This window comes from Geomonas subterranea (assembly GCF_019063845.1).
Taxonomy (GTDB): domain Bacteria; phylum Desulfobacterota; class Desulfuromonadia; order Geobacterales; family Geobacteraceae; genus Geomonas; species Geomonas subterranea.
Genome location: NZ_CP077683.1, coordinates 3,428,681 through 3,450,913 on the forward strand (window position 1 = coordinate 3,428,681; position 22,233 = coordinate 3,450,913).

18 protein-coding genes are annotated in these 22,233 nt (G+C 63.1%); 11 read left to right on the plus strand and 7 right to left on the minus strand.

The features are described from left to right. The first annotated feature begins 262 nt into the window (after positions 1-262). Together KP001_RS14960 and KP001_RS14965 are read left to right on the plus strand one after the other, a co-directional pair. Positions 263-508: an antitoxin gene (locus KP001_RS14960; RefSeq protein ID WP_217286396.1), complete on the plus strand. Its 246-nt coding sequence runs from the start codon at positions 263-265 to the stop codon at positions 506-508. A 14-nt stretch (positions 509-522) separates the two neighbouring features. Further along, on the plus strand, positions 523-924 hold the full coding sequence (locus tag KP001_RS14965) for a type II toxin-antitoxin system VapC family toxin (RefSeq protein WP_217286397.1): 402 nt from the start codon (positions 523-525) through the stop codon (positions 922-924). A 7-nt stretch (positions 925-931) separates the two neighbouring features. Here the strand turns inward: KP001_RS14965 and KP001_RS14970 are convergent, their stop codons facing one another. After that, complete coding sequence (locus tag KP001_RS14970) at positions 932-2,404, minus strand: sigma 54-interacting transcriptional regulator (RefSeq protein ID WP_217286398.1); 1,473 nt, start codon at positions 2,402-2,404, stop codon at positions 932-934. A 187-nt stretch (positions 2,405-2,591) separates the two neighbouring features. On the opposite strand from KP001_RS14970, the gene KP001_RS14975 reads away from it, so the two are divergent. The 3 genes from KP001_RS14975 to KP001_RS14985 all read left to right on the plus strand — a co-directional run bounded on the left by KP001_RS14975 (position 2,592) and on the right by KP001_RS14985 (position 8,654). Continuing rightward, positions 2,592-3,605 (plus strand): amidohydrolase family protein, encoded by a 1,014-nt coding sequence (locus KP001_RS14975; RefSeq protein ID WP_217286399.1) that lies wholly within the window; start codon positions 2,592-2,594, stop codon positions 3,603-3,605. Next, positions 3,602-6,982 (plus strand): acyl-[ACP]--phospholipid O-acyltransferase, encoded by a 3,381-nt coding sequence (locus tag KP001_RS14980; protein ID WP_217286400.1) that lies wholly within the window; start codon positions 3,602-3,604, stop codon positions 6,980-6,982. Before KP001_RS14975 ends, KP001_RS14980 begins: the two co-directional genes overlap by 4 nt. A 112-nt stretch (positions 6,983-7,094) precedes the next feature. Next, the gene (locus KP001_RS14985; protein WP_217286401.1) at positions 7,095-8,654 is read left to right on the plus strand and encodes a YiiX/YebB-like N1pC/P60 family cysteine hydrolase; all 1,560 of its coding nucleotides are present in this window, start codon (positions 7,095-7,097) and stop codon (positions 8,652-8,654) included. Between the two features lie 194 nt (positions 8,655-8,848). Here KP001_RS14985 and KP001_RS14990 read toward each other — a convergent pair whose 3' ends face one another. Next, entirely contained in the window at positions 8,849-9,673 is an 825-nt protein-coding gene (locus KP001_RS14990) for a nitroreductase family protein (protein ID WP_217286402.1), read from the minus strand. 13 nt (positions 9,674-9,686) lie between these two features. After that, entirely contained in the window at positions 9,687-10,319 is a 633-nt protein-coding gene (locus tag KP001_RS14995; protein ID WP_217286403.1) for a flavodoxin family protein, read from the minus strand. 202 nt (positions 10,320-10,521) lie between these two features. On the opposite strand from KP001_RS14995, the gene KP001_RS15000 reads away from it, so the two are divergent. Beyond that, on the plus strand, positions 10,522-10,854 hold the full coding sequence (locus KP001_RS15000) for a winged helix-turn-helix transcriptional regulator (RefSeq protein ID WP_217286404.1): 333 nt from the start codon (positions 10,522-10,524) through the stop codon (positions 10,852-10,854). Between the two features lie 177 nt (positions 10,855-11,031). Here KP001_RS15000 and KP001_RS15005 read toward each other — a convergent pair whose 3' ends face one another. Together KP001_RS15005 and KP001_RS15010 are read right to left on the minus strand one after the other, a co-directional pair. After that, positions 11,032-11,928 (minus strand): putative RNA-binding protein, encoded by an 897-nt coding sequence (locus KP001_RS15005; RefSeq protein WP_217286405.1) that lies wholly within the window; start codon positions 11,926-11,928, stop codon positions 11,032-11,034. A 327-nt stretch (positions 11,929-12,255) separates the two neighbouring features. Continuing rightward, on the minus strand, positions 12,256-14,271 hold the full coding sequence (locus KP001_RS15010; protein ID WP_217286406.1) for a hypothetical protein: 2,016 nt from the start codon (positions 14,269-14,271) through the stop codon (positions 12,256-12,258). Positions 14,272-14,599: 328 nt separating this feature from the next. On the opposite strand from KP001_RS15010, the gene KP001_RS15015 reads away from it, so the two are divergent. From KP001_RS15015 to KP001_RS15030, 4 genes are all read left to right on the plus strand, one after another. Beyond that, a complete protein-coding gene (locus KP001_RS15015) occupies positions 14,600-15,562 on the plus strand; it encodes a TolB family protein (protein ID WP_217286407.1) in 963 nt (320 codons plus the stop codon). Positions 15,563-15,751: 189 nt separating this feature from the next. Further along, complete coding sequence (locus KP001_RS15020; RefSeq protein WP_217286408.1) at positions 15,752-16,087, plus strand: hypothetical protein; 336 nt, start codon at positions 15,752-15,754, stop codon at positions 16,085-16,087. A 118-nt stretch (positions 16,088-16,205) separates the two neighbouring features. Further along, the gene (gene pal, locus KP001_RS15025; RefSeq protein ID WP_217286409.1) at positions 16,206-16,805 is read left to right on the plus strand and encodes a peptidoglycan-associated lipoprotein Pal; all 600 of its coding nucleotides are present in this window, start codon (positions 16,206-16,208) and stop codon (positions 16,803-16,805) included. Between the two features lie 336 nt (positions 16,806-17,141). Beyond that, positions 17,142-18,218 (plus strand): SDR family oxidoreductase, encoded by a 1,077-nt coding sequence (locus KP001_RS15030; RefSeq protein ID WP_217286410.1) that lies wholly within the window; start codon positions 17,142-17,144, stop codon positions 18,216-18,218. Between the two features lie 126 nt (positions 18,219-18,344). On the opposite strand, the gene KP001_RS15035 is transcribed toward KP001_RS15030, so the two are convergent. Then, on the minus strand, positions 18,345-19,082 hold the full coding sequence (locus KP001_RS15035; protein WP_217286411.1) for a response regulator: 738 nt from the start codon (positions 19,080-19,082) through the stop codon (positions 18,345-18,347). 310 nt (positions 19,083-19,392) lie between these two features. Here KP001_RS15035 and KP001_RS15040 point away from each other — a divergent pair, with 310 nt between their 5' ends. After that, complete coding sequence (locus KP001_RS15040) at positions 19,393-20,499, plus strand: DUF362 domain-containing protein (protein WP_217286412.1); 1,107 nt, start codon at positions 19,393-19,395, stop codon at positions 20,497-20,499. Positions 20,500-20,594: 95 nt separating this feature from the next. Here KP001_RS15040 and KP001_RS15045 read toward each other — a convergent pair whose 3' ends face one another. After that, complete coding sequence (locus tag KP001_RS15045; protein ID WP_217286413.1) at positions 20,595-22,229, minus strand: hypothetical protein; 1,635 nt, start codon at positions 22,227-22,229, stop codon at positions 20,595-20,597. Positions 22,230-22,233 lie beyond the last annotated feature (4 nt).

A 22,233-nucleotide genomic window follows, 5' to 3' on the forward strand; every position in this document is an offset into this window, starting at 1 on the left:
TTTCCATCTCACGTTCCAAAGCCACCGCCCAACAACAGCTTGCGCCGATGATGCAGCAATGATCTTCGGAACTTAGCCGCAGCGACCTTAGCACGTGCTTCAGATTAATTCAAGTTTTTGAACATATCCTTTCGAATAACCTGAGGGGCGAAGGTTGCGAGTCCGAGGGAAAGCACGCATAATCGTGTCCTTTCCTCGACAAAACAAGGGGGGCGTGCTAGCCTATGTCAACGCATATGCCAGGAGCAGTGGGAGGATAACCATGAGTGAGTTCACGGAGCGTCACGTCCGCCTTTTTAAGAATGGCAGGAACCAAGCCATACGGATTCCGCGTGAGTTCGAGTTGCCGGGGGACGAGGCGATCATCCACAAGGAAGGCAATCGGCTGATCATCGAGCCGGCAAAGAAGAAGTCCCTCCTGGGTCTATTGTCTACCTGGGGCCCCTCTGGTGAAGAATTTCCTGATGTTGACGAAGGCCTCGCGCAGTTGGACGACGTGGAACTTTAGCTGTGGAAGCTCTCATGTACCTCCTCGATACCAGCGTATTTTCTGACCTCATCAAACGCCCCGGGGGGCCGGTAACGCGTCGGATTGCCTCCGTTGGCGAGGACGCTATCTGCACCAGCATCGTTGTCGCCTGTGAGTTGCGCTTCGGGGCCGAAAAGAAACGCTCCACCTCTCTCACCGCCAAAGTCGAACAAATCATTGCCAATATCGAGGTACTCTCTCTCGATGTAGATGCAGATGCGCACTACGCGACCATTCGAAATGACTTGGAGTTGCGGGGGGAAACGATTGGCCCCAACGATCTCTTGATCGCTGCCCACGCCCGTTCTCTTGGCCTCATCCTGGTTACGGACAACGTGCGCGAATTCGCACGGGTACCCGGCCTCTCCGTCGAAAACTGGCTCACCCTCCCCTAACCGCCGGTCATCGCAAATCCCCTCCCATCTGCACATACTTCTTCGCCGTGCGCCGGTCGAGCTGGGTGCGTCGGGCCACCTCTTCGTAGGTGCCGTGGGTGTCGTAGAGCAGCCCGCAGTAGGCGGCTAACACTTCTTCGGCGTTCAACACCCCTTCCCTGAGCCCGGCCACCAGCCGCTCGGCCGCATCCCCCTTCCCCTTTTCCCGCGGCGCCCCCTGGTAACGACCGGTGAGGATGATCCTCTTCACGGCCTGCTCCAGTTCCCGCACGTTGCCGGGCCAGTCGTACTCCCCCCCCACATCACGTTTCAACACCTTCTGCACCAGGTGCCGCTCCCGCGCGGAAACCGGCTGCCCCGCGATGCGGCGGAGGATCGCCTCCAGCAGGTGCTCCAGCTCTTGGGGCTCCTCCTTGAGGCGCTGGCGCAGCGGCGGGATGATCACCACGTCGGAGCAGAGACGGTAGTAGAGGTCTTCGCGGAACTTTCCGTTGACGAGCATCTCGTCGAGAGGCCGGTTGGTGGCCGCCACGATGCGGCCGCTGAAGCGCCTGGGCTCATGGCTCCCGACCGGGAAGAAGACCCGCTCCTGCAGGACCTGCAAGAGCTTGATCTGAACAGGAATGCTGACATCGCCGATCTCGTCCAGGAAGATGACACCGTGCGGCGCGCAGCGACTGAAAAGCCCTTCGTGGTTCTCTACGGCGCCTGTGAAAGCCCCCTTCTTGTGTCCGAAGAGCTCGGATTCGAGCACCCCCTCCGAGTACTGGGACAGGTTAATGGCCACGAAGTTGCGGGTGAAGCTCTCGGTGAAGCCGTTTCGGGCGGGATCGTAGGGGATGAAGCCGGAGCGGCCGATGGCGGCCGCCGCGGCCCCCTTGCCGGTCCCGGTCTCTCCCAGAAGCAGGATGGAAAACTCCTCCATACGGTTCCACAGCCCCGCCTCGAACCAGCGGACGTCGTGGGTAAAGACGCAATCCCAAAGGTGGCGGCGCAGCGCCTTCATGGAAGGGGAACTCCCCACCAGGCCGTTCCTGATGAAGTAGAAGGCGCGGCGCAGCTGGTAGAAGACGGCAAAGGTCCGCTCCGCCTCCTCCGGGTTGAGGCCGAAAGCGGACAATTCCTCCAGCGCCTGTCTGGCGAAGCCGACGCGGCAGGGCTTGTCCCCCTCCTGCAACTGCGCCTGGATGAGCCGGTCGAAGTGATCGACGTAGCGATGGAATACGTGGAACAGGCAGAACCTGCGCAGAACCTCACGCCGGTTGCCCCCCTGACCCTGCAGGTCCGCCAGCCCCCTGCGGCGCAGGCTCTCCACCTGCGTCGCAACCCGGCTCAGCACCGATTCAAGGATCTCTTCAGATGACGACCCGCGCGGGGCGCCTCCGATGGCAAGGTCGAGATCGTCCCTCGTCTCCCCAAAGGGATTGGCAAAAGCGGCCCGCGCAACTGTCTCCAGGAAAGCCCATTCTTGATCTGTCATTTTGGTAGCAGTCATACATTTTATGTATTATCTATGAGCATTAAATGTCAAGACATGTTTCCAAGCAAAGACCCGCCTGTTCAGATGATCGTCGCAGGATCGGCATGTTGGGCTTACACTCTCCACCGATCGAGCATTGGCACAGTATCTGTAAAAGAAAAGGTATCCGACTCAGAGGGAGACCGACATGGATGTTTCCACAGCAAACGGCATCATCGACATTCACTGTCACACCGCCGGCATCGGCGCGAGAAACAGCGGCTGCTTCATCTCACCCGCGATGCGCAGGAGCTGGAGATACAGGATGTTCCTGAATGCCTTCGGCGTGACGGAGCAGGAACTGCTCAACGAAGGGGACAGCCTGGTAATGCGGCGCACATCGGAGCGCCTGGCGACCTCGAAGCGGGTGACCGCAGCGGTCATCCTGGCCATGGATGGTGCGGTGGACGACAAGGGGGAGCTGGACCGGGCGCAGACCGAGATGTTCATCCCCAACGAGTTCGTGGCTGCCGAAACGGCCAGGTACCCGAACCTCCTCTTCGGCGCCAGTATCAATCCGCTGCGCCGCGACGCCCTGGAGCGCCTGGAGCGGGCGGCGGCGGACGGTGCGGTGCTGGTCAAGTGGCTCCCCTCCATCCAGCACTTCGATCCTGCCGACCGGCGTCTGACCCCGTTCTACCTGAAACTGAGGGAGCTCGGGCTGCCGCTGCTTACCCACACCGGCTCGGAAAAGTCCTTCACCAGGACCCGCAACGAACTGGCAGACCCGGAGCGCCTGAGGCTGCCGCTCAGCCTCGGCGTGCGGGTCATCGCGGCACACGCCGCAAGTAACGGCCGCAACCAGGGGGAGAGCAACCACCGCCGCTTTCTCAGGCTCTGCGGCGAGTACACCAACCTGTACGCGGACATCTCCGCGCTCACCCAGTTGAACCGGCTGACGCACCTGCAGCGCCTGCTCAAGCACCCGGAGCTCTTCGGCCGGCTCCTCTACGGCACCGACATGCCGATCCCCAACACGGCGGCGGTCACCCCGTTCGGGTTCCCGAACCGGATCTCGCCGCGGCGCCTGCTGCAGATCTCACGGATCGCCAATCCGTGGGACCAGGACGTAGCCCTCAAGGAGGCGCTCGGGGTCCCGGAGCAGATCTTCTTCAACGCCCATTCCGTCATCAGGCTACAGGCCGCAGGAGTACCGCAATGAGCACCGCCATCACGTCATCGAAATCGTTCGCCTGGCTGAACACCACCCAGTTTCTTGGAGCGCTGAACGACAACATCCTGAAGCTTTTGATCATCTTCTTCCTGATAGGCAGCCACGGGCGCACCCATGCCGGCGCCGTCACCGCCACGGTGGGCGCGGCCTTCGTCCTCCCGTTCCTCCTCTTCTCGGCACCGGCCGGCTGCCTTGCCGACCGGATGGCCAAAGCGAAGCTGATCGTGAACGTGAAGCTGGTCGAAGTCCTGGTGACGCTCCTGGCGGTAGGAGCCTTCGCCCTGCGCCTGGAGCAGGGCCTCTACCTGGTGGTCTTCCTGATGGCCGCCCACAGCGCCTTCTTCGCCCCCGCCAAGTACAGCATCCTCCCCGAACTGGTGGAGAAGGAAGAGCTGTCCCGGGTCAATGGGACGATGGAATCCTGCACCTTCATGGCCATCATCGTCGGTACCGGGCTAGCCTCGGGGCTGGCCCAGTTGGTCGACGGCCGCTTCTGGCTGGCAGCCCTTTTCTGCCTCGTCATAGCCGTCGCCGGCTTCGGCTCGGCCCGTCTGATCGGGAAGAGCGAGCGCTGCGACGCCCATCACCCGGTGGCGCTTTTCCCCACCGAGATCCTGCGCACCATCAGGGGGGTGAGCCGCGACCGCCACCTCATGCTCGCCATCATCGGGCTGGCCTGGTTCATGTTCATCGGCGCATTCGCGCAGTTGAACCTGATCGGGTACGGCATGGAGCGGCTCGGGCTCCCGGAGGCCCACAGCGGCTACCTCTTCCTGGCCGCGGCACTGGGGATCGGCCTGGGGTCGCTCCTCGCCGCAAAGCTCTCCGGCCGCGACGTCGAGTTCGGCATCGTCCCGCTGGGCGCCGCCGGCCTCACCGTATCACCGTGGCTGCTGCACGCACTGCCGGCGAGCCTCCCGGTCAGCCTCGCAGTCATCGTCTGCTTCGGCATCTCCGCCGGCGTCTTCAGCCTGCCGCTGCAGACCTTCATCCAGCTGCGCGCAGACGCCTCCATGCGCGGCGAGGTACTGGCCGCCTCCAGCTTCATCAACTGGATCGGCATCCTCCTCGCCTCGGGGCTCACCTGGCTCTTCAGCGGGCCGCTGGGGCTTTCCGCGGCCCAGGGCTTCAGCATCATAGGAGCGCTCACCCTGGTGCTCACCATCCTCTCCTTCCGGATCCTGCCGGACTTTCTGGTCCGCTTCATCGCGCTGGTGACCATGCGCATCTTCTACCGCCTGCGCATCATCGGGCAGGATAACCTGCCGGTGGAGGGGCCCGCGCTGCTGATCCCCAACCACGTCACTTGGGCCGACGCACTGCTGCTCACCGCCACCTGCCAGCGCCGCATCCGCTTCGTCATGGAGCGCAGCATCTACAACACCCCGGTTCTGCGCGGCCTGTTCAAACTCATGGGGGTGATCCCGGTTTCCTCCACCGACGGCAGGCGTGAGATGCTCGAGTTCATCAAGAGGGCGCGCGCCGCGCTGGACGAGGGGTACATGGTCTGCATCTTCGCCGAAGGGGCGCTGACCAGAAACGGGATGCTGGGGGAGTTCCGGGGCGGCTTCGAACGGATCGTGAAGGACAGCGGTCACCCGATCATCCCGGTCTACATCGGCGGAGCCTGGGGGAGCATCCTCTCCTACGCCCACGGCAAGCTCCTCTCGCGGCTGCCGGCCCTCTCCCCGTATCCGGTGACCATCCTGTTCGGCACCCCCATGCCCGCGACCAGCCTCGCCGTCGAGGTGCGCCAGAAGGTGGCCGAGCTCTCCTGCGACTACTTCGCCTCGCGCAAGGAACAACGCAGGCCGCTGCCGGAATACTTCATCCGCACGGCGCGCCAGCACTGGAACCGCCGCGCCGTTGCCGACACCTCCGGCAAGAACCTTAGTTACGGCCGCACCCTGGTTGGCGCGGTTGCGCTCTCGGGCAAGCTGGAGCGACTGATTGGGCCGGAGGAGCACGTGGGGCTTTTGCTCCCCGCATCCGCCGGCGGTGTGCTGGCGAACCTCGCGCTCTCGATGCTCGGGCGGGTCACCGTCAACCTCAACTTCACCGCCTCCGAGGCGTCGTTTCGTTCCGCGGTCGACCAATGCGGCATCCGCACCGTGATCACCTCGCGCGCCTTCCTGGAGAAGGTCCCCGCCCTGCCGCGCCTGGAGGGGATGATCTGCCTGGAGGACATCGCTCCCACCGTCTCGCCCCTGGACAAATTCCTCGCCCTGTTCAAGGCGCGCCTCTACCCCGCGCCGCTTCTCTGCCGCGGCAACGGCTTCCACGCCGACAAGAGCGCCACGGTGATTTTCTCATCCGGGAGCACAGGCGAGCCCAAAGGGGTGATGCTCAGCCACCACAACATCATGTCCAACATCGAGGCGCTGCGCATGGTGTTCCGGGTGGACCTGAACGACAACATCTGCTCCGCGCTTCCCTTCTTCCACTCCCTGGGGTTCACCGCGACGCTCTGGTTCCCGCTCACCAGCGGCTTCTCCGCGGCCTATCATCCGAACCCGCTCGACGGCGAGAAGATCGCCCAGGTCGTGCGGGAGCACAACTCGACCCTGCTCCTGGCGACGCCGACCTTCCTCCTCTCCTACCTACGCCGCGCCAAGCGCGAGGACTTCGCCTCGCTGCGCCTGGTGATCACCGGCGCAGAGAAGCTGAAGAGCAAGGTCGCCGACACCTTCGAGGAGAAGTTCGGGGTGCGCCCCATGGAGGGGTATGGCGCCACCGAGCTTTCCCCGGTCATCTCCCTGAGCCTGCCGGACGTGGAGATCGACGGCGTGCGGCAGCAGGGCGCCAAGGAGGGGAGCGTGGGGCATCCGATCCCCGGGGTCGCCATCCGCATTGTCGATCCGGAGAGCAGGGCAGTCCTCAATCCCGGGAAAACCGGGATGATCGAGGTGAAGGGGCCCAACGTCATGGTCGGCTACCTCGGTAAAGCCGAGCAGACCGCGGCGGCGGTGCGGGACGGGTGGTACGCGACGGGGGACCTCGGCATCATGGACGACGACGGCTTCATCAGGATCACCGACCGCATCACGCGCTTCAGCAAGATCGGCGGCGAAATGGTGCCGCACGGCGCCGTGGAGGACGAACTGCACGGCAGGCTCGGCCAGAGCGGCGTCCTGGCGGTGACCGCCGTGCCCGACGAGAAGAAGGGGGAGCGGCTGGTGGTGATCTACACCCGGGGCGCCACCGACGCGGCCACCCTGTCGCGGCTTCTCTCGGAGAGCGAGCTCCCCAACCTCTGGAAGCCAGCGCGAGACGGCTTCGTCGAAGTGGAGAACCTCCCGATCCTCGGCACCGGCAAGCTCGACCTGAAGGGGCTCAAGGAGCTGGCGCTCGCGGCAACAAATTAGTTGTCACGGCGGCAAACTGCCGCTATCTTTGCCGCGTTTGGCTAACGCTCCCTCGCTCCCTCACCCCAGCCCTCTCCCAGAGGGAGAGGGAGGATGGATTGGGAGGATTTAAATGAGACGTAACGTCATCCTGTTCTCGCTCTTTGTCACCCTTTCCTGCGTGGTACCAGCCAATGCCGGAGATTCGCTCAAGGAACTGGCCCAGAAGGGGCTGTGCGGCGAAGGCGAATCCAGCAAGCCCTGCACCGGACACTTCCTCGAGGCGCACGGCTGCGGCAGGTCATCCGTCGAGCAAGGGCTCACCAGGGAGCTGGTTGAGTTCCGGACTCTGGCCGAAGAGGCGCTGGCGCTGCGGGCCGAGACCATCAAAACCGGCGTCCGCATCAAACAGGACATGGAGCACGGCAAGCCGCTCTCCGGCGACGACCTGGCGCTGATCAACCAGGGGATCATCCAGCACATGGCGCTGCGCCAGAAGCTTCTGGCGCTGGCGGAAGCGCACGAGTGCTGGCTGGAGGCGGGCGAGAAGGAACTGAAGGAACTGGGCGTGACCCCGGAAAGCAGGCTTAAAGGGGTGATGCTCTCGCTCTCCTCCGCCCTGGTCCTCTACGACAACTACCTGCTCGCGGTCTCCTTGTTCGAGGGGGACAGCAAGTTGCGTCGCATCCTCAACGAACGCGACCCCGGCTACGCGGTGCGGAGTGCCGAACTCGCCAAGGTGACCCTGAGCTACGACTCCATCGCCAACCGGCAGAGGGTGCGCCGGGCTATCAAGTTCTACGAGAAGCAGACCAGGAAGGCACCGTTCTCCTCCGATACGCTGGCCATGGAGTACGTCTCCACTCTGATCAGGCAGAGCCCCTCGTACGACATGGTCAAGAAGTGGTCCCCGTTCTACGTAGTGGGTAGAAAACTCGGCTTCTTCGGGGCCGTGACTACTGACACCGTGGTCGGGCTGGAGCGGGAAGGAACGAGCCTGTTCAGCATGATCTTCGGCAACGCGGTGGGGCTGGTCGAGACGCGCAAAGGGAAGCTCTACGGCCGGGAAGAAGTGCGGACCGAGGTGCAAAAGACGCTGCAGGCGGGGGATATCCTGCTTGAGAAGACGCCCTTCCGGCTGACCGACAAGTTGATTCCCGGGTACTGGGGACACGCGGCGGTGTGGACCGGAAGCGAGGCGGAACTGAGGGAACTGGGGATCTGGGATCACCCCGTGGTACGCCCGTACCAGGAGCAGATAAAAAGCGGGCACCAAGTGGTCGAGGCGCTGCGCTCGGGAGTCGAGATGAACACCATGCAGCACTTCCTCAACATCGACAGCATCGGCATCATGCGCAAGACCGCCGCCACCCGATCCGACCGCGCCAACACGGTGATACAGGCGCTGCGCCAGGTGGGCAAGCCCTACGATTTCAACTTCGACGTGGAATCCAAGGGGCGCGTCTACTGCTCCAAGCTCGTCTACATGAGCTACAGCGGTGTCGACTGGCCCACCAAGAAATCGCTGGGACGCACCACCTTCACGCCCGACGACGTCGCCATCAAAGCGGTCAAGGGGGGCTCGTTGCAGCTGGTGACCTTCTACCACGAGGGGAGCCGGGTTGCGGGGAACCCGCTGGAAACCATGGCGAGGCTGATGGGGGTGAATAACGGGAGCCAAGTTGCGCGGTAGCTTCCGGCAGAGACCCTGTAGGGGCAAATAATTATTTGCCCAGCGCTGTTACCACCATTGCCCTGCGCCAGGCAAGACGCCGGGGCTGCTCAGGGGGGCGAATATTTATTCGCCCCTACAGTGGACGTCGCAAAATAAACGGAAAAGGGGGACTGGCACCTGCGGAGCCAGTCCCCTTTTTTTAGGACGCGCGGTTAAACCCGGTGGATAAGCGCGCCGCGGTGCTGGACGGTGCGGGCGTACTGGACGGCGGGCTTGCCGAAGGCCATGCAGTAGCCCAGGGTGTGGTCCTCCGGTATCCCCAGGGTCGCTTGCGCTTGCGGCACCAGATCGGCGATGGCGATCTTCGCCAACCCGTCCCACACCGTGCCGACGCCATTGGCCTGCGCGAAGAGCTCGAAGTAACTCAGCGCGATAACGCAATCCTGCAGCGGCGATACGGCCTTGCTGGAAACCGACGCCACCAGCAGGTGCGGTGCCCCGCGGAACAGCACGTCCACCCCCTGTTCCTCCCAGAGCTTCACGAAATCAGCGAAGAAGGCGAGCTGTTCCGGAAGGGCGTTGTCCCGCACCAGGCGCGCGATTCCCGCCAGAAGTTCGTCGCGGAAGGCGGCCAGCTTATCGCAGTCGTCGATGACGGTGAAACGGACCTGGCGGGTGTTGACCCCGGTCGGCGCGTGCCACGCGACCTCGAGGAGCCGCTGCATCAGTTCGGGCTCCAGGTTCTCCGGCTGGTAGCGCCTCACCGAGCGGCGCCCCTTGATGAGCGTCTCGAGCTGCACCGGATCCGGGCGCCACTCTCCCACAAGTGGAGTGCTCTGTGCGGGATCGAGACCGAGGATGGAAACTGCGCCGGTGGGACAAACCGTGAAGCAGTGCTGGCAGCGATAGCAGCCCGCCTCCTTCTCGGTGGTGATCAACGGGAAGCCTTCCGCCGTGTCGATCACGTGGGCGGGGCAGTCGGCTACACAGAGCCCGCAACGGGTACATTTTTCTTTGGCGACCTTGAACTCCAGCATAAACCTCTCCTGCCTACCTGATGAAGTTGGTGAAAATCTTCGCTTCCTTTTCCGGCTCGGGCACCACGCCTTTGCCGTTTTCCAGCAGCCTCAAAAGCCACACCATCTTGTTGCCCAGGATGCGCATGATCTGCTTCCCTTCCTCATCCTGCAGCGCCTCGCCCGGCGTTCTGCCATGAATGACGTTCCAGTAGTTGGAGGTGGCCAGCAGCATCTCGGAGTAGTTCAGGAAGTGGTTCAACTCGTCGAAGGTGGTCACCCCGCCAGAGCGCCGCACCGCCACTACCGCCGCCCCGACCTTGTGGCGCAAAAGCCCCCCGTTCACGCCGGCAACGAAGAAGGCGCGATCGAGAAAGGACTTCATGGTGCCGCCAACACCTGAGTAGTGCACCGGCGAACCAAGGATGATGCCATCCGCCTCCTTCATCTTCTGGACCCACTCGTTCACCTCGTCCTTGATGGCGCACTGCTCGTCCTGGTTCTTCACGCACTGGTAGCAGGCGATGCAGCCGCGGATGGCCTTGTTGCCGACGTGGACGATTTCGGTCTCGACGCCCTCCTTCTCAAGTTCGGCCGTGACCAGCTTGATGGCGTGATAGGTGTTCCCTTCCTTATTGGGGCTGCCGTTGAATGCGACGACTTTCATTACTGTTCCTCCCGTTTAGCCGGTTTGTGTGAACCGGACGCTTTTCTTTTTTTACCGGATGGGCTATATAGGACCATTAGTTACCAATCGTCAATAACGAACTTTTTTGAAACGTAGTACCCATATCGAAACACAGTACCTTTTTGGAAACCACGGCAAAGGCGGGGACGGGATGCAACAGAATCAAGCGGCAGCGGAGCTTATGACATTTCGGGACAGGGAGTACAAGTGCGGCATCGATGTGACGCTGGCGCTGGTCGGCGGCAAATGGAAGGCTTCCATCCTCTGGCACCTGGCGCAGGAAACCATGCGCTTCTCGGACCTGCAAAGACAGTTCTCCGACACCACCCGGAAGATGCTCACCCAGCAGTTGCGCGAACTGGAAATGGACGGCCTGGTGCACCGCAAGGTCTATCCGCAGGTCCCCCCCAAGGTCGAGTACTCGCTGACTGAACAAGGACGGACCATCTTCCCAATCCTGGAAATGATGTGCGACTGGGGTCGCAACTACTCACAGACGGCCAACCAGCTGTAACCGGCGCTCAACATCCGGGTCCGCACAGCCGAACGGCTTGACGCACCGCCGCCTCGCCCTCACCCGGCCTCCGGCCACCCTCTCCCAGAGGGAGAGGGTACACCCTTGGCAGAGAGCCTGAAATAGAGAGCCCCTCCCGAAACCGGGAGGGGCTCTTTTCGCTACGTGTCTTAGGTATCAGCGGCCGCGGCCTTCGTCTCTATCCGGGCCGCGTCCCGGACCGCCGCCCCGCTCGCCACCTCCGCCTCTCTCCATCCTTTCCATGCGCTCAGGCATGCGCTCCTGCATCCGCTCCGGGCGCTCCATGCGCGGCTCATGCCTTGGTTCCGTGGCTTGCGGAGGCCGGGGTTCAACCCTCATCGGGGCCTGACGTTCGTGCTCCGGCCCGCGATGCATCGGTCCCGGAGGAGCCACAGCCGGCCCCCTCATCTCGGGACGTTCCTGGCGCGGTGCCGGGCCCTGCGGACGTTGGTCAACCTCCCTCACGTGCTTGCGCACAACGGGGTTCCGGGGCTCGTAACGATAGCTTTCCCTGTGCAGTCTGCGTTGTTGATCGGGGCCTGGATAGCGGTCACCTGAGTAACTGCGCTGATAAGCCGGCAGCGGCGCCCGTCTCGGGGCACGGTTGCGGTCCCAGCGATCCCAACCATGACGACGCTCTTCCCAACCGCGTCCCCAATGTTGGCCCCAGCGCGGCGGGCGGTCCGGGCCCCAGCCCCGGAAATAAGGAGGCGGTTCCCGGTAATAGCGCACCGGAACGCGCAGGATGTAGACCGGTACCGCGTACGGGTCGACCAGCGCCCACGGGCCGTTATACCAGGAGCTCGCGTACCAGGCATCGTTCCAGAAGACCCAGTACATACCATCATAGAAAAAGTAGTTGCCGTAGACGTTGGGGGCGTAATAGACGGGATACCCTGGAACCGGCCGCAGATCCGGATAGACCGGCAGGTTGATCCCAATGCTCACGTTGGGAAGACCGATGCCTATGCCAACGCTGACCGAGGCTGTCGCATTCGTCGACAGGCACAACAACAGCCCCAGCACAATGAAGCCGTAACGCAATCTTCGCATGTCGTCCTCCATCTTTCAGTAGGTGTTGTAGATAGCTCAAAGGGCGCTTTCTCTTGCTACAGTGCGCCGCATAACAGCATATCACAAAGTGGCTGATGCAGCCAAAATAGCAGCCGCATCCTTCTTCCGTCGACTGTTGGGACAATTCATTTCCCCTCGCCCTTTGGGAGAGGGGCAGGGGTGAGGGCGTCGGCCATGGCAACAACCTCCGCTCTGGCAGCGCCCTCACCCGCCCTGCGGGCACCCTCTCCCGGAGGGGAGGGGATCCCAAAAGGAAAAGCCACCCCGAGGGGTGGCTTTTCGTACTGCTTCTGTCACTGCGGGTGATTAATGTTCTTCTACATGCCCGCCGGTCATGCCCGCGCTGAAGGTATGGCAGTTGCTGCAGTCATACCCTTTGCCCTGGACGTGCCTGCTGTGTACGTCGTTGGCGGTAGTGAAGGACTTCAGGCTGTGGCAGTTGTCGCACAGCGTGGAGACCGCTTCCTTCAGCGGGTAGCCGGTGCCGTGGCAGGCCGCGCAGTTCTTGCGGTCGCGGTGGTTGCTGTGCAGCGAGGTGAAGCTCGTGTAGGTCTTCGCGCCGTGGCAGACGTCGCACATCTGGGCCGTGGTGCCGCGGCGGGTGTAGCCCAGGGTGGAGAACGGGATCCTGTTGGCGCCGGTGGTGACCTGGGGGTGGCAGCCGCCGTTCGCGCAGGAAACGGCGGTGGTCTTGGGACCGACACCGTGGAAGATCCCCTCGTACTGCTCGGTCGGGACGAAGGTGTGGGCGTTGTAGGTCATCCCCTGTGCTGCGGCGCCGAGCTGGATGGCGGTGGTGATGTCACCGGTCTCGAAGGCGTACTTGTTCTTCACCGGCAGGAGCTGTTTGGTGGTGGTTTCCATCGGCTGCGAACCCTGATGGAGCTTGAAGGGGAACAGCTTGGAGAACTTGCCGGCCGGGTCTTCGAAGGCGCCGTCGGGCTTGCTGATCACCTGCACGCCGCGGGCGTCGAGGCTGGCGGGATCCTTGAACTTGTAGAAGTGGCTGAAACCGTTGAACCAGGCGTAGGTCGGCATGACGTTGGTGGCCTTGATCATGGTCGGATCCCAGAGCGCCTTGGCGGTGTCGATCTCCATGACGGACCAATCACGGTTCATGTCGGTCGGGATGGTCTTGGCGAAGGTCGGCACGTGGCAGACCGAGCAGTTCACCTTGTCGCTGTGGCGGTTCAGATCGGTGTAGCTCACGTTGGTGGAGCGGTGCGGGATGCGGGAGTGGCAGTTCTCGCAGCTAAGCGGTGCGGTGGTATCGAGGGCGCGCATGTCGGAACCGCGGCCAGCCATCTTGTGGCTCGTAGTCCTGTGGCACTCCTGACAGTTGAAGTTCTGCCCGTCGGTGCCCATGTGCACGTCGTAGGCCTTGGTGCAGGTCTTGTTGGTGGACTCGATGTCGCCGCGCTTGTAGTTGTCGCCGCCGCCGGACTTCTCGTGGCAGCGCATGCAGGCGGTACGGTTGGGGCGGATCACGTTCTGCGCGATGGAAAGCACGTTCAGCCCGTCGGCCGGAACCATGGAGAAGGTGCCGTCGAGGTTCTGTACGACCTTCCTGGAGTAGCCGTTGCCGTGGCACATGAGGCAGTCGATGTTCTCAAGCTGCGCCTGGCTGGAGGTGGTGGAGGGCTTGAGGCCGTTACCCGCGTGGCAGACCGCGCAGCCGCCGGGGCCGGTGGTACCGTCGGTCTTCTGGAAGATGGTCAGCCAGTTCATGTCCGGCTGAATGCAGAAGTTGTTGATGCCACCAAGCTTCGAGGCCTTGGAACCGGAGGCCGCCAGCTCGATCGCCTTCTGGTTGTCGCCGGTCCACTGGTAGTGCACCGATCCGAACATGGCGCTCGCCTGGGTCGCGTGGCAGGCGCTGGTGATGCAGGTGGCGGGACCGTTGTACGAGGTCACGTAGCTCACATGGCTCGGCACCGGGAGCTGCACCTTGAAGGTTGTGGAGCCGGTGCCGGTATTACCGCTGGTGTCGGTGAAGCTGACCGTCGCAGTGTAGGTCCCTTTGGGGGCGGAACTGGAGAGGGTGTAGTTGTAGTAGGCAAAGCCGGTGTACGGGTCCTTGCTCATGGCGACGCCGTTCAAAAGCGTGGTGCCGCTGGGGTTCTTGATGGTGACGTTGGCGTAGCGGATGCTGCCCGTGGTGACCCTGGTGGTGCCGTTCTCTGCGTTGGCCTTGACGGTGACGACGGAGCTCTGCCCGTAGTTCAGCTTGTTGGTCGCCGTCTGCACCGACAGTGTCGCGCCGAAAGCGGTCCCGTAGAAGGACGCCAGCAGCACGCCCCCTACCAGTACGGATTTCTTCATGTCTGCCTCCTTGGAATATTTTCCCTGCAGTGATGAATCAACAGTCTTCCGTGGCCACGGTTGCTGTATTCACAAACCTCCGCTAATAAGCAACCCTTATACCAAGTTTCACTTTTTGAATAAGTAGCTGTTTTTGCTAATTAAAATATTGGCCGCACCTTTGCAGGGCGCACCCTGTAGGTGGGGCTCCTCACCTGCTTGGGTGTTTTACACCACAGCTTAGGGTGAAATGCCTATTAGAACTGAAGCGTTGACATGCTAAGGAAAATTTCATACAAATGCAGGCGGCGGAACCGGCCCGAGCCTGGATATGCCGAGGGAGGAAGCTATGAAAATGACGCTGTGCGGGATCTTGGTATCCCTGTTGATCGGCTCCGTGTGCGGCGCCGACGAAATCCCGGTCAAGCAGATCGCATCGGGAGTGGGAACCAGGCAGTATCCCGACATCTACGGCAGCCGCGTGGTCTGGCAGGATACCCGCAACGGCAAGGCCGACATCTACCTTTATGATATAGAAACCGGAACCGAAACCCGGATCACCCAAGGGGAGGTTAACCACAAGAAGCCGCGCATTTATGGCAACAGGATCTACTGGCAGGATTACCGCAACGGGACGTCGGACATCTACATGTACGACCTGGCCGAGGGGAAGGAGGCGCCGGTGGTGCTTTCGGGCGTCCCCAAGGTCGACCTGACCGTTTCGGATCGCTACCTTGCCTGGACCGAGATGAGCGACGGCAGGGAGACGCTCTGCCTCTACGACCTGCTCACGATGAAGGAGAAACGGATGGAAGCCGGGCCGGCGGCGCAAGGCTTTGCCGCCCTGGGCGTCGATTACCTGGCCTGGAAGGATGAGCGTAACGATTCCGGCGACATCTACCTGTACGACCTGGCCAAGAGTAAGGAAATGCGGGTGACCTCCAATCCTGAGGCCCAGTGGTCACCGTCGGTCTACGACAGCCTGGTGGTCTGGGAGGACAACCGCAACAAGGACGTGCTCCCCAACTACGACATCTATCTTTTCGACATCAACAGCAGACAGGAGCGAAGGCTCACCAAGAGCGACGCCAACCAGCGCTTTCCGCGCATCTGGGGCACCAAGGTGGTGTTTGTGGACAACTCGAAGGGAGAACTCGAGAACATCCATGTCCTGGACCTGGTTACCGGAAAAGAGACCGCCCTCGCCAACTGCAGCCAGGACCGGTACACGCCCGCCATCTACGGCAACCATGTGGTCTTCAGCGACTTGAACGGCATCTACCTCGCTGACATCGGAAATTCGAGCCGCTAATTCTTAAACCCGTCTCGCCCCCTCCAGCCGGCGGTGTAACGGTCAAGTGCCGGCACCGCGAAATGGATCACTGCGCCTTGGAGTCAACAGGGAAACGGGACGGGCTGCATCAAGTAGCTGGTTGTGTTTCGGTTGCAGATGCGTTATAAACGCTCTCGTTCGCTGCAATCTTTGCGCGGGCACAACGCTATGATCTACAAGAACCTGAGCCATAGAAGCCTCCTGGTGCTGGTCACCTGCCTCACCTCGATCTGCATCCTCACCTTCGGGATGCGGGGGCCGGACCTGTCACGTCCGAACCGCCCCAAATCAAAGCCCCGCGCCTACATCGAGGAGCAGTTCAAGAAGTCGCAGGAGACGGTAGCCAAGAAGTCCCTGGACCAGTCCCCGGCCGAACTGACTGCGAGCTGCGAACCCGTTCGCGACGCCACCTCCGACGCCGCATGCCACCCCGTCTTCCAAGGCGTGCAAGTCTCCCCCTTTCTCTCGGAGCTTACCCGGGGCCCGCCTGCTTTCGCCACCTGACATCCAGCACCCGACGCCACCGTTTCCGCAGTCGCAGCAGCACATGAGCCGCGGTTGATTGCGCCCGCACGCGCGTCGTCCCGCTCACCTATAACGGAACCATAAAGAGAGGAACTCCATGAAAACAACTTTGAAGCGACTGGTACCGGTCCTTTGCACCGGCGTATTCATCTTCAGCGGCTGCGCCAGGCAGCAGGCCGTCAAGGCCGACCAGGCCGTGGCCCCCTCGGCGACCACCCAGCAGGCGGCACCCGCCAGGATCGAGGCACCCGCAGCGCCGCAGCAAACAGCACCCACCACGACGGCGCTCCCCGCGACCACCATCAAGACGGACCCGATCCAGTCGCAGCCCGCCGCGCTGACCAAGAACGAAACCGCCCTCGCCGGCGCGCTCGAGAAGATCTATTTCGACTTCGACTCGGACGTACTGAGCGACGCAGCCCGCAAGACCCTGACCGACAATTACGCCAAGCTGAAGACGATGCCCAACGTGAAGATCCGCATCGAGGGGAACTGCGACGAGCGCGGCTCGGATGAGTACAACCTCGCCCTGAGCGAGCGCCGCGCCCAGTCCGCCATGAAATACCTGGTGGCCCTTGGGATTCCCGCCAGCCGCCTCTCCACCATCGGCTACGGCGAGGAGAAGCCCGCCGTCGCCGGCCACGACGAAGCCGCGTGGGGCAAGAACAGGCGCGACGAGTTTACCATCAACAAGTAGGCTTTCTCTTCACCCCGAAACGAGCAGAGGGGGGCGCAACGCGGCCCCCTCCGTGTTTTCAGACCTTACCTTCACAACAGATGATGAAGCCGTAGTGCCCACTCCCACCTAAGGCAGCCCCCCTTCTCTCGGAAAAGCTCATCGCCCAGGTTGCCTCTCACGGTACGGTACTGTTGTCGTCCGAACCGCACGCCGGCCCGTTCTCTTCATGCTTCACCTCCTGACCCGTTTGCGATAGGGGAGACTAAGCCCCCACATCTGGTATTCTAGAGGGCGCTGAATTAACAAAAACCAACACCCCCCCCGGATCATTCAATGGTGGAAAAGGAGAAAGCCATGACAGCAGCGAGCAGCAGAGTCGTCGTGATTACCGGTGCCTCGGCCGGCGTGGGGCGCGCCACTGCACACGCCTTCGCCAGCGAGGGGGCGAGCATCGGCCTTATCGCCAGGGACCGCGAGCGGCTGGACGCAGCCAGGCAAGAGGTGGAACGGCTAGGGGGGAGAGGGCTGGTGCTGGTGGGGGACGTGGCCGACGCGCGGCGCGTCGAGGAGGCGGCGTCCGAGGTGGAACGGGAGTTCGGCCCCATCGACGTCTGGGTGAACAACGCCATGACCTCGGTGTTTTCCTCGTTCAAGGAGATGACCCCTGAGGAGTTCAGGCGGGTGACTGAGGTGACCTACCTGGGCGCGGTGCACGGCACCATGGCGGCCCTAAAGCGGATGCTGCCGCGCGACCGGGGCATGGTGATCCAGGTGGGGTCGGCGCTGTCGGAGCGGAGCATCCCGCTGCAGTCCGCCTACTGCGGCGCCAAGCACGGCATGAGGGGCTTCACCGACTCGATCCGGTGCGAACTGATCCACGCAAAGAGCCGGGTGCACCTCACCATGGTGCAGCTTCCCGCGATGAACACGCCGCAGTTCGACTGGGTGGAATCGCGCCTTCCCAACCGGCCGCAGCCGGTCCCCCCGATCTACCAGCCCGAGGTCGCGGCCAACGCCATCGTCTGGGCGTCGCACCACCGGCGCCGTGAGATCTACGTGGGGCTCCCGACCGTGAAGGCGATGTGGGGCAACAAGTTCATCGCCGGCCTGCTCGATCTCTACCTGGGTCTCACCGGGTACAAGTCACAGCAGACCGGCGAGCCGGAGCGGCCCGACCGCCCTGCCAACCTGTGGGAAAGCGTTCCCGGCCCGTACGGCGCGCACGGGCGGTTCGACGCCCGCTCCACTGCCTTCAGCACCCAGGTCTGGCTCTCGGAGCACAGGTGGGGCCTGGGTATCCTCCTGGCCGGCAGCATCACTGCCGCCACCCTCTTCTCCCGGTCCCGCCACACCGGACACCGCTGTGGAAAATCGGGGCGGCCAGCCCGAAGTAAGTCATCCGGGCCGCAATGGCAGCCGCGAGCGAGATAAAAAGGAACCTGCCGACGGTGAAGAAGGTGTACATGGAGGCGGAAGGGAAGAAAAGGGAATAAAGAGAGCGTGTACCGGGAAATCAAAGGGGGGGGCGGCTTTTGGCCGTCCCCCCTTTTCCCTGCGTCACTCTTTGCTCTTCTTGAAATAGGCCAGGAACTCCTGGCGCGTGAGCCATTTCTTGCGCACCAGGTGCTCGATGCTGCGGCTCATGGCCTGGCGCTCGCCGTCCTTCATCTCCCCCTTGAGCAGCACGAAGAACGGGATGTTCCGCGTCTGCGGGTAGAGCCGGAAACGCTCCAGCAGCTCGAATGCGGCCTGGTCCGGGAGCATCAGCGAGCAGAACATCATGTAGGGATGGACGATGGTGCCAAGCGCCACCGCCTCCTTGCCGGTGTAGGCATTCACCACCTCGAAGCCGAGCTTGGTGATGGCGTGCTGCACCTGCTCCTCTCCCTTGCGGGTCACCATCATCACCTGCAGGTCGTAGTCATCGGACTCGTCGGTGAGCCCAAGTTGCTTCAGCTTCTTGGTCATGTAGGGCGTGTCGATGGGGAGGGTGAAAAAGCCCGCCACCGGGAACACGGCACCCACCTGGCCGATCTCGCTCAGGTATATGGGGAGGATCGGGATCTCCCGCGTCGCAGGGTTCTCCTTGAGGCTCAGCAGCACGCCCCAGCCGTCGTCGGACCAGGGGGAGAGATCCAGCAGGATCGCCCTCGGGGTGCAGCCGGAGAGTTCCGATACCTTGGCGGTCCTGGCGCGGTGCCCACCTTCGGCGAGGTAGCTGCACACGACGGCTCCCCGCTCCACCCTCTCGCCCAGTCCCATGATCCAGAGTTCTCGCTCGTCACATTCGATCATCGGTACTCCTTTATCGTTCCCGTCTCCGCGCTTCGCTGCGCGTCCGCGTCAGGCGAGGCGGTTCCGGGTGCCGAATTTTTAATGGTTTGCAGGGCGCCGTCGCCCCGGACCCGGCCCGCGGCCACCGGCCGCGACGCCGCTCCTGAAGCGTCGTTTCCACTTTTCCCCAGTGGACTACCCTGAGAATTTTTAATAAATAACATATTTTGCCGACAGAGCAAGAAAAAGTTACGTGCTGTTGAATCTGCCGGCGATATGTGATACCAATCGCAGATCGTTTTTCGGGTATCGCGTAAAGGAGGGGAAGCTTATGAAGAGCAAGGTGTTTTTCGCGGATATGAGGGCCGGTGCCAAGGAGAACCTGTTCGGCAAGATCGGCCGCCTGATGCAGCAGGCCGGGCTGGCGCAGAGCGTGGCGGCGGGAGATCTGGTGGCGGTGAAGGTGCACTTCGGCGAGCGGGGCAACCACACCTTCATCCGCCCCATCTTCCTGCGCCGCGTGGTGGACGAGATCAAGGCGCTGGAGGGGAAGCCGTTTCTGACCGACTCCTCCACCCTGTATCCGGGCGAACGCAAGGAGGCGGTCTCCGCGCTGGCCTGCGCCGTGGAAAACGGTTTCGCCTACGTGGTGGTCAACGCGCCGCTCATCATGTGCGACGGCCTCAAGGGGCATAACGCGAGGGACGTGCAGGTGGACGGCGAGATCCTGAAGACGGTGAACATAGGCGCCGAGATCCTGGAGGCGGACGCGCTCATCGCGGTGTCGCACTTCAAGTGCCACGAACTGACCGGGTTCGGCGGGACCCTGAAGAACCTCGGCATGGGGTGCTCGAGCCGTACCGGGAAGATGCAGCAGCACTCCACGGTGGCGCCCAAGGTAGCGGAGCGGTTCTGCAACGGCTGCGGCGTCTGCCTTAAGTCCTGCGCCCACGCCGCCATCACCCTCATCGAGGGGAAAGCCCAGATCGACCCCGCCGCCTGCGTCGGGTGCAGCCGCTGCATCACCGCCTGCCAGAGAAAGGCGATCAACATCCAGTGGAACGAAAGCGCGTCGCTGGTGATGCGCAAGATGGCGGAGTACGCCAAGGGTGCGCTCCACGGCAAGCAGGGGAAGACCCTCTTTTTGAACTTCATCACCCAGGTCTCGCCCGCCTGCGACTGCTACGGGCACGCCGACGCCCCCATCGTCAACGACATCGGCATCTGCGCCTCGGCCGACCCGGTGGCGCTGGACCAGGCCTGCGCTGACCTGGTCAACAACGCACGCGGCAACCACGAGACCGCGCTCGCTACAGGGCATGAGCCCGGCGGCGACAAGTTCCGCGGTGTTCACCCCGAGATCGACTGGGAGGTGCAACTGGAGCACGCCGAGAAGATCGGGGTCGGGACCAGGAGCTACGACCTGATCAGAATCTGAAACCTCTTGCGATGACCTTCACTGTTCCCCTCTCCCCCCGGGAGAGGGTGCCCGAAGGGCGGGTGAGGGATAGCGGAGCTGACCCTCCACCTGCCTCACAGGAAGCTCCCCCCTTCCAACGAGATCAGCAGGGAGAAATCGTTCTCCCTGCGGTCGTCGGTCAGGTTGTTGATCTCGTTGTACTCCCCTTTCAGCCCCAGGCTGGGGTGCCGGCTCCAACTGAAAAACCGCGCCAGGGGATAAACCGCCTTCAGCTTGGCGCCCAGGACCTCCCTGCCGGTCCCCGCCCCCCCCGTGCACTCCCGCTTGTATCCCCCCTTCAACTCGTAGTCGAGCCTTCTCTCCAGGAGCGTCCCGGTAAGCCCCAGGTTCAGCGCGTACTGGTCGGTCCGCTGGGCGGCGGAGAAATCCATGATCCTTTTCAGGGAGAGGTCCGGGACGACACTGAAACTCCCGGCCGAGAACCTGGGGAGGAAGCCGACGCTGGTTGTGGTCAGCTCCCTTTGCTGGCGCCGCCGGTCGGTACGCTGCGACAACCCGCCACGCAGCCCGAGGTCCCAGCTCCCCGCCAGGAGGTTTACCTGCCCCGAGACTGCATCCTCCGCCACCTCCCTGGGGAGCGACCCGAGCGGCTCCCTCGCGCTGTCGATGAAGGTCTTTTTGTACTGCAGCGCGAAAGGGAGCTCCCTCACCCCGTGGAAACGGTAGTCGAAGACCCCTTCGTAACGGTACAGCCTGGGGGAGAGTGGGTTGTGCTCCAGGTTGTCGTTGTAACGTGACAGTTTGAAGTCGAAGCCGTGAGCGGCCAGGGCGGTCGCGACGGAAAAACTCCCCCCCTGCCGGTCCCGGGCGGGCCCATCGCTCATGAGCCGGTACCTGGGGCCGGTGCGCTCGTAAAGCGCGTTGTAGCGGCTCCCCCCCCAACCTCCCGAGAGCTTCATGCGGTAGGCGCTGTCGCGCAGGGGAGCGGCCGGGTCGGAAGTATTGGCGTCGTAGCTCGCGTAATCGTATTCCGCCTCGGCGGCAAGCCTCCCCTTCAGCGGTTCCAGCTGCGCCACCAGGCCGACCACGTCACCCCGCCGCTCTCCGGCCGTGGGCCAACGCCCCTCGCGCCCCAGGGACTTGCGGCCGCTCAGGAAGATGGTCTTGAAACGCGCACCGTCATCCAGAAGCGACAGCTCCCCGGTCGCCCCCACCAGGGATTCTCCGGGGGTGCCGTGGCCGCCGGCGGCGGCGAAGGTCTCCAGGGTGCCCCTGCTGCCGGAACTCCCGGTCAGGACGGAGAAGCGCCCTCCCCGTCCCTGCGCCTCCTGCAGCGTGTTTCTGGTCTGATTCAGGCGCAGGTCCCCCATCTCGGCCAGCAGCTTGTAGCCGCTCCGGTCGAACTCGCCGCGCTGCAGGAACGTCGCCGGGAGGTCGCCTCCCGGGCCGGTCCAGGGCTCTTTCGGGTACTCGGCGCGGAACTCGGTGCGAAAAGCGGGAGCACCAGCAAGCGCTGCCTCCGGGACTGGCCCCGGGAGCCACAGGGGAAAGAGCTCTTCCTGGCCAGGGGGCGTCGCGACAGTCGAGGCGGGAAGGGATGCGTCTGGATGCGAGGCGCGAGCGGGAAGGGGCGCCGCGCCCAAGGCTGCGGCAACGAGGGGGACGAGGAGCGCGCGGACGAAGAACGCCCCGGCAGGGAATCTGCCAGGGCGCTGGATTTTGCTGTGACTATTCGATTTCGGCGGCATCCGG

Excerpts from the sequence above, each read along its gene's own strand:
- KP001_RS15000 (WP_217286404.1), top strand. The coding sequence starts at position 10,522 with ATGACATTTCGGGACAGGGAGTACAAGTGCGGCATCGATGTGACGCTG.
- KP001_RS15010 (WP_217286406.1), bottom strand. The coding sequence starts at position 14,271 with ATGAAGAAATCCGTACTGGTAGGGGGCGTGCTGCTGGCGTCCTTCTAC.
- KP001_RS15005 (WP_217286405.1), bottom strand. The coding sequence starts at position 11,928 with ATGCGAAGATTGCGTTACGGCTTCATTGTGCTGGGGCTGTTGTTGTGC.
- KP001_RS15015 (WP_217286407.1), top strand. The coding sequence starts at position 14,600 with ATGAAAATGACGCTGTGCGGGATCTTGGTATCCCTGTTGATCGGCTCC.
- KP001_RS15030 (WP_217286410.1), top strand. The coding sequence starts at position 17,142 with ATGACAGCAGCGAGCAGCAGAGTCGTCGTGATTACCGGTGCCTCGGCC.
- pal (WP_217286409.1), top strand. The coding sequence starts at position 16,206 with ATGAAAACAACTTTGAAGCGACTGGTACCGGTCCTTTGCACCGGCGTA.
- KP001_RS14970 (WP_217286398.1), bottom strand. The coding sequence starts at position 2,404 with ATGACAGATCAAGAATGGGCTTTCCTGGAGACAGTTGCGCGGGCCGCT.
- KP001_RS14995 (WP_217286403.1), bottom strand. The coding sequence starts at position 10,319 with ATGAAAGTCGTCGCATTCAACGGCAGCCCCAATAAGGAAGGGAACACC.
- KP001_RS15035 (WP_217286411.1), bottom strand. The coding sequence starts at position 19,082 with ATGATCGAATGTGACGAGCGAGAACTCTGGATCATGGGACTGGGCGAG.
- KP001_RS15020 (WP_217286408.1), top strand. The coding sequence starts at position 15,752 with ATGATCTACAAGAACCTGAGCCATAGAAGCCTCCTGGTGCTGGTCACC.
- KP001_RS14990 (WP_217286402.1), bottom strand. The coding sequence starts at position 9,673 with ATGCTGGAGTTCAAGGTCGCCAAAGAAAAATGTACCCGTTGCGGGCTC.
- KP001_RS14985 (WP_217286401.1), top strand. The coding sequence starts at position 7,095 with ATGAGACGTAACGTCATCCTGTTCTCGCTCTTTGTCACCCTTTCCTGC.
- KP001_RS14980 (WP_217286400.1), top strand. The coding sequence starts at position 3,602 with ATGAGCACCGCCATCACGTCATCGAAATCGTTCGCCTGGCTGAACACC.
- KP001_RS14975 (WP_217286399.1), top strand. The coding sequence starts at position 2,592 with ATGGATGTTTCCACAGCAAACGGCATCATCGACATTCACTGTCACACC.
- KP001_RS14965 (WP_217286397.1), top strand. The coding sequence starts at position 523 with ATGTACCTCCTCGATACCAGCGTATTTTCTGACCTCATCAAACGCCCC.
- KP001_RS15040 (WP_217286412.1), top strand. The coding sequence starts at position 19,393 with ATGAAGAGCAAGGTGTTTTTCGCGGATATGAGGGCCGGTGCCAAGGAG.
- KP001_RS15045 (WP_217286413.1), bottom strand. The coding sequence starts at position 22,229 with ATGCCGCCGAAATCGAATAGTCACAGCAAAATCCAGCGCCCTGGCAGA.
- KP001_RS14960 (WP_217286396.1), top strand. The coding sequence starts at position 263 with ATGAGTGAGTTCACGGAGCGTCACGTCCGCCTTTTTAAGAATGGCAGG.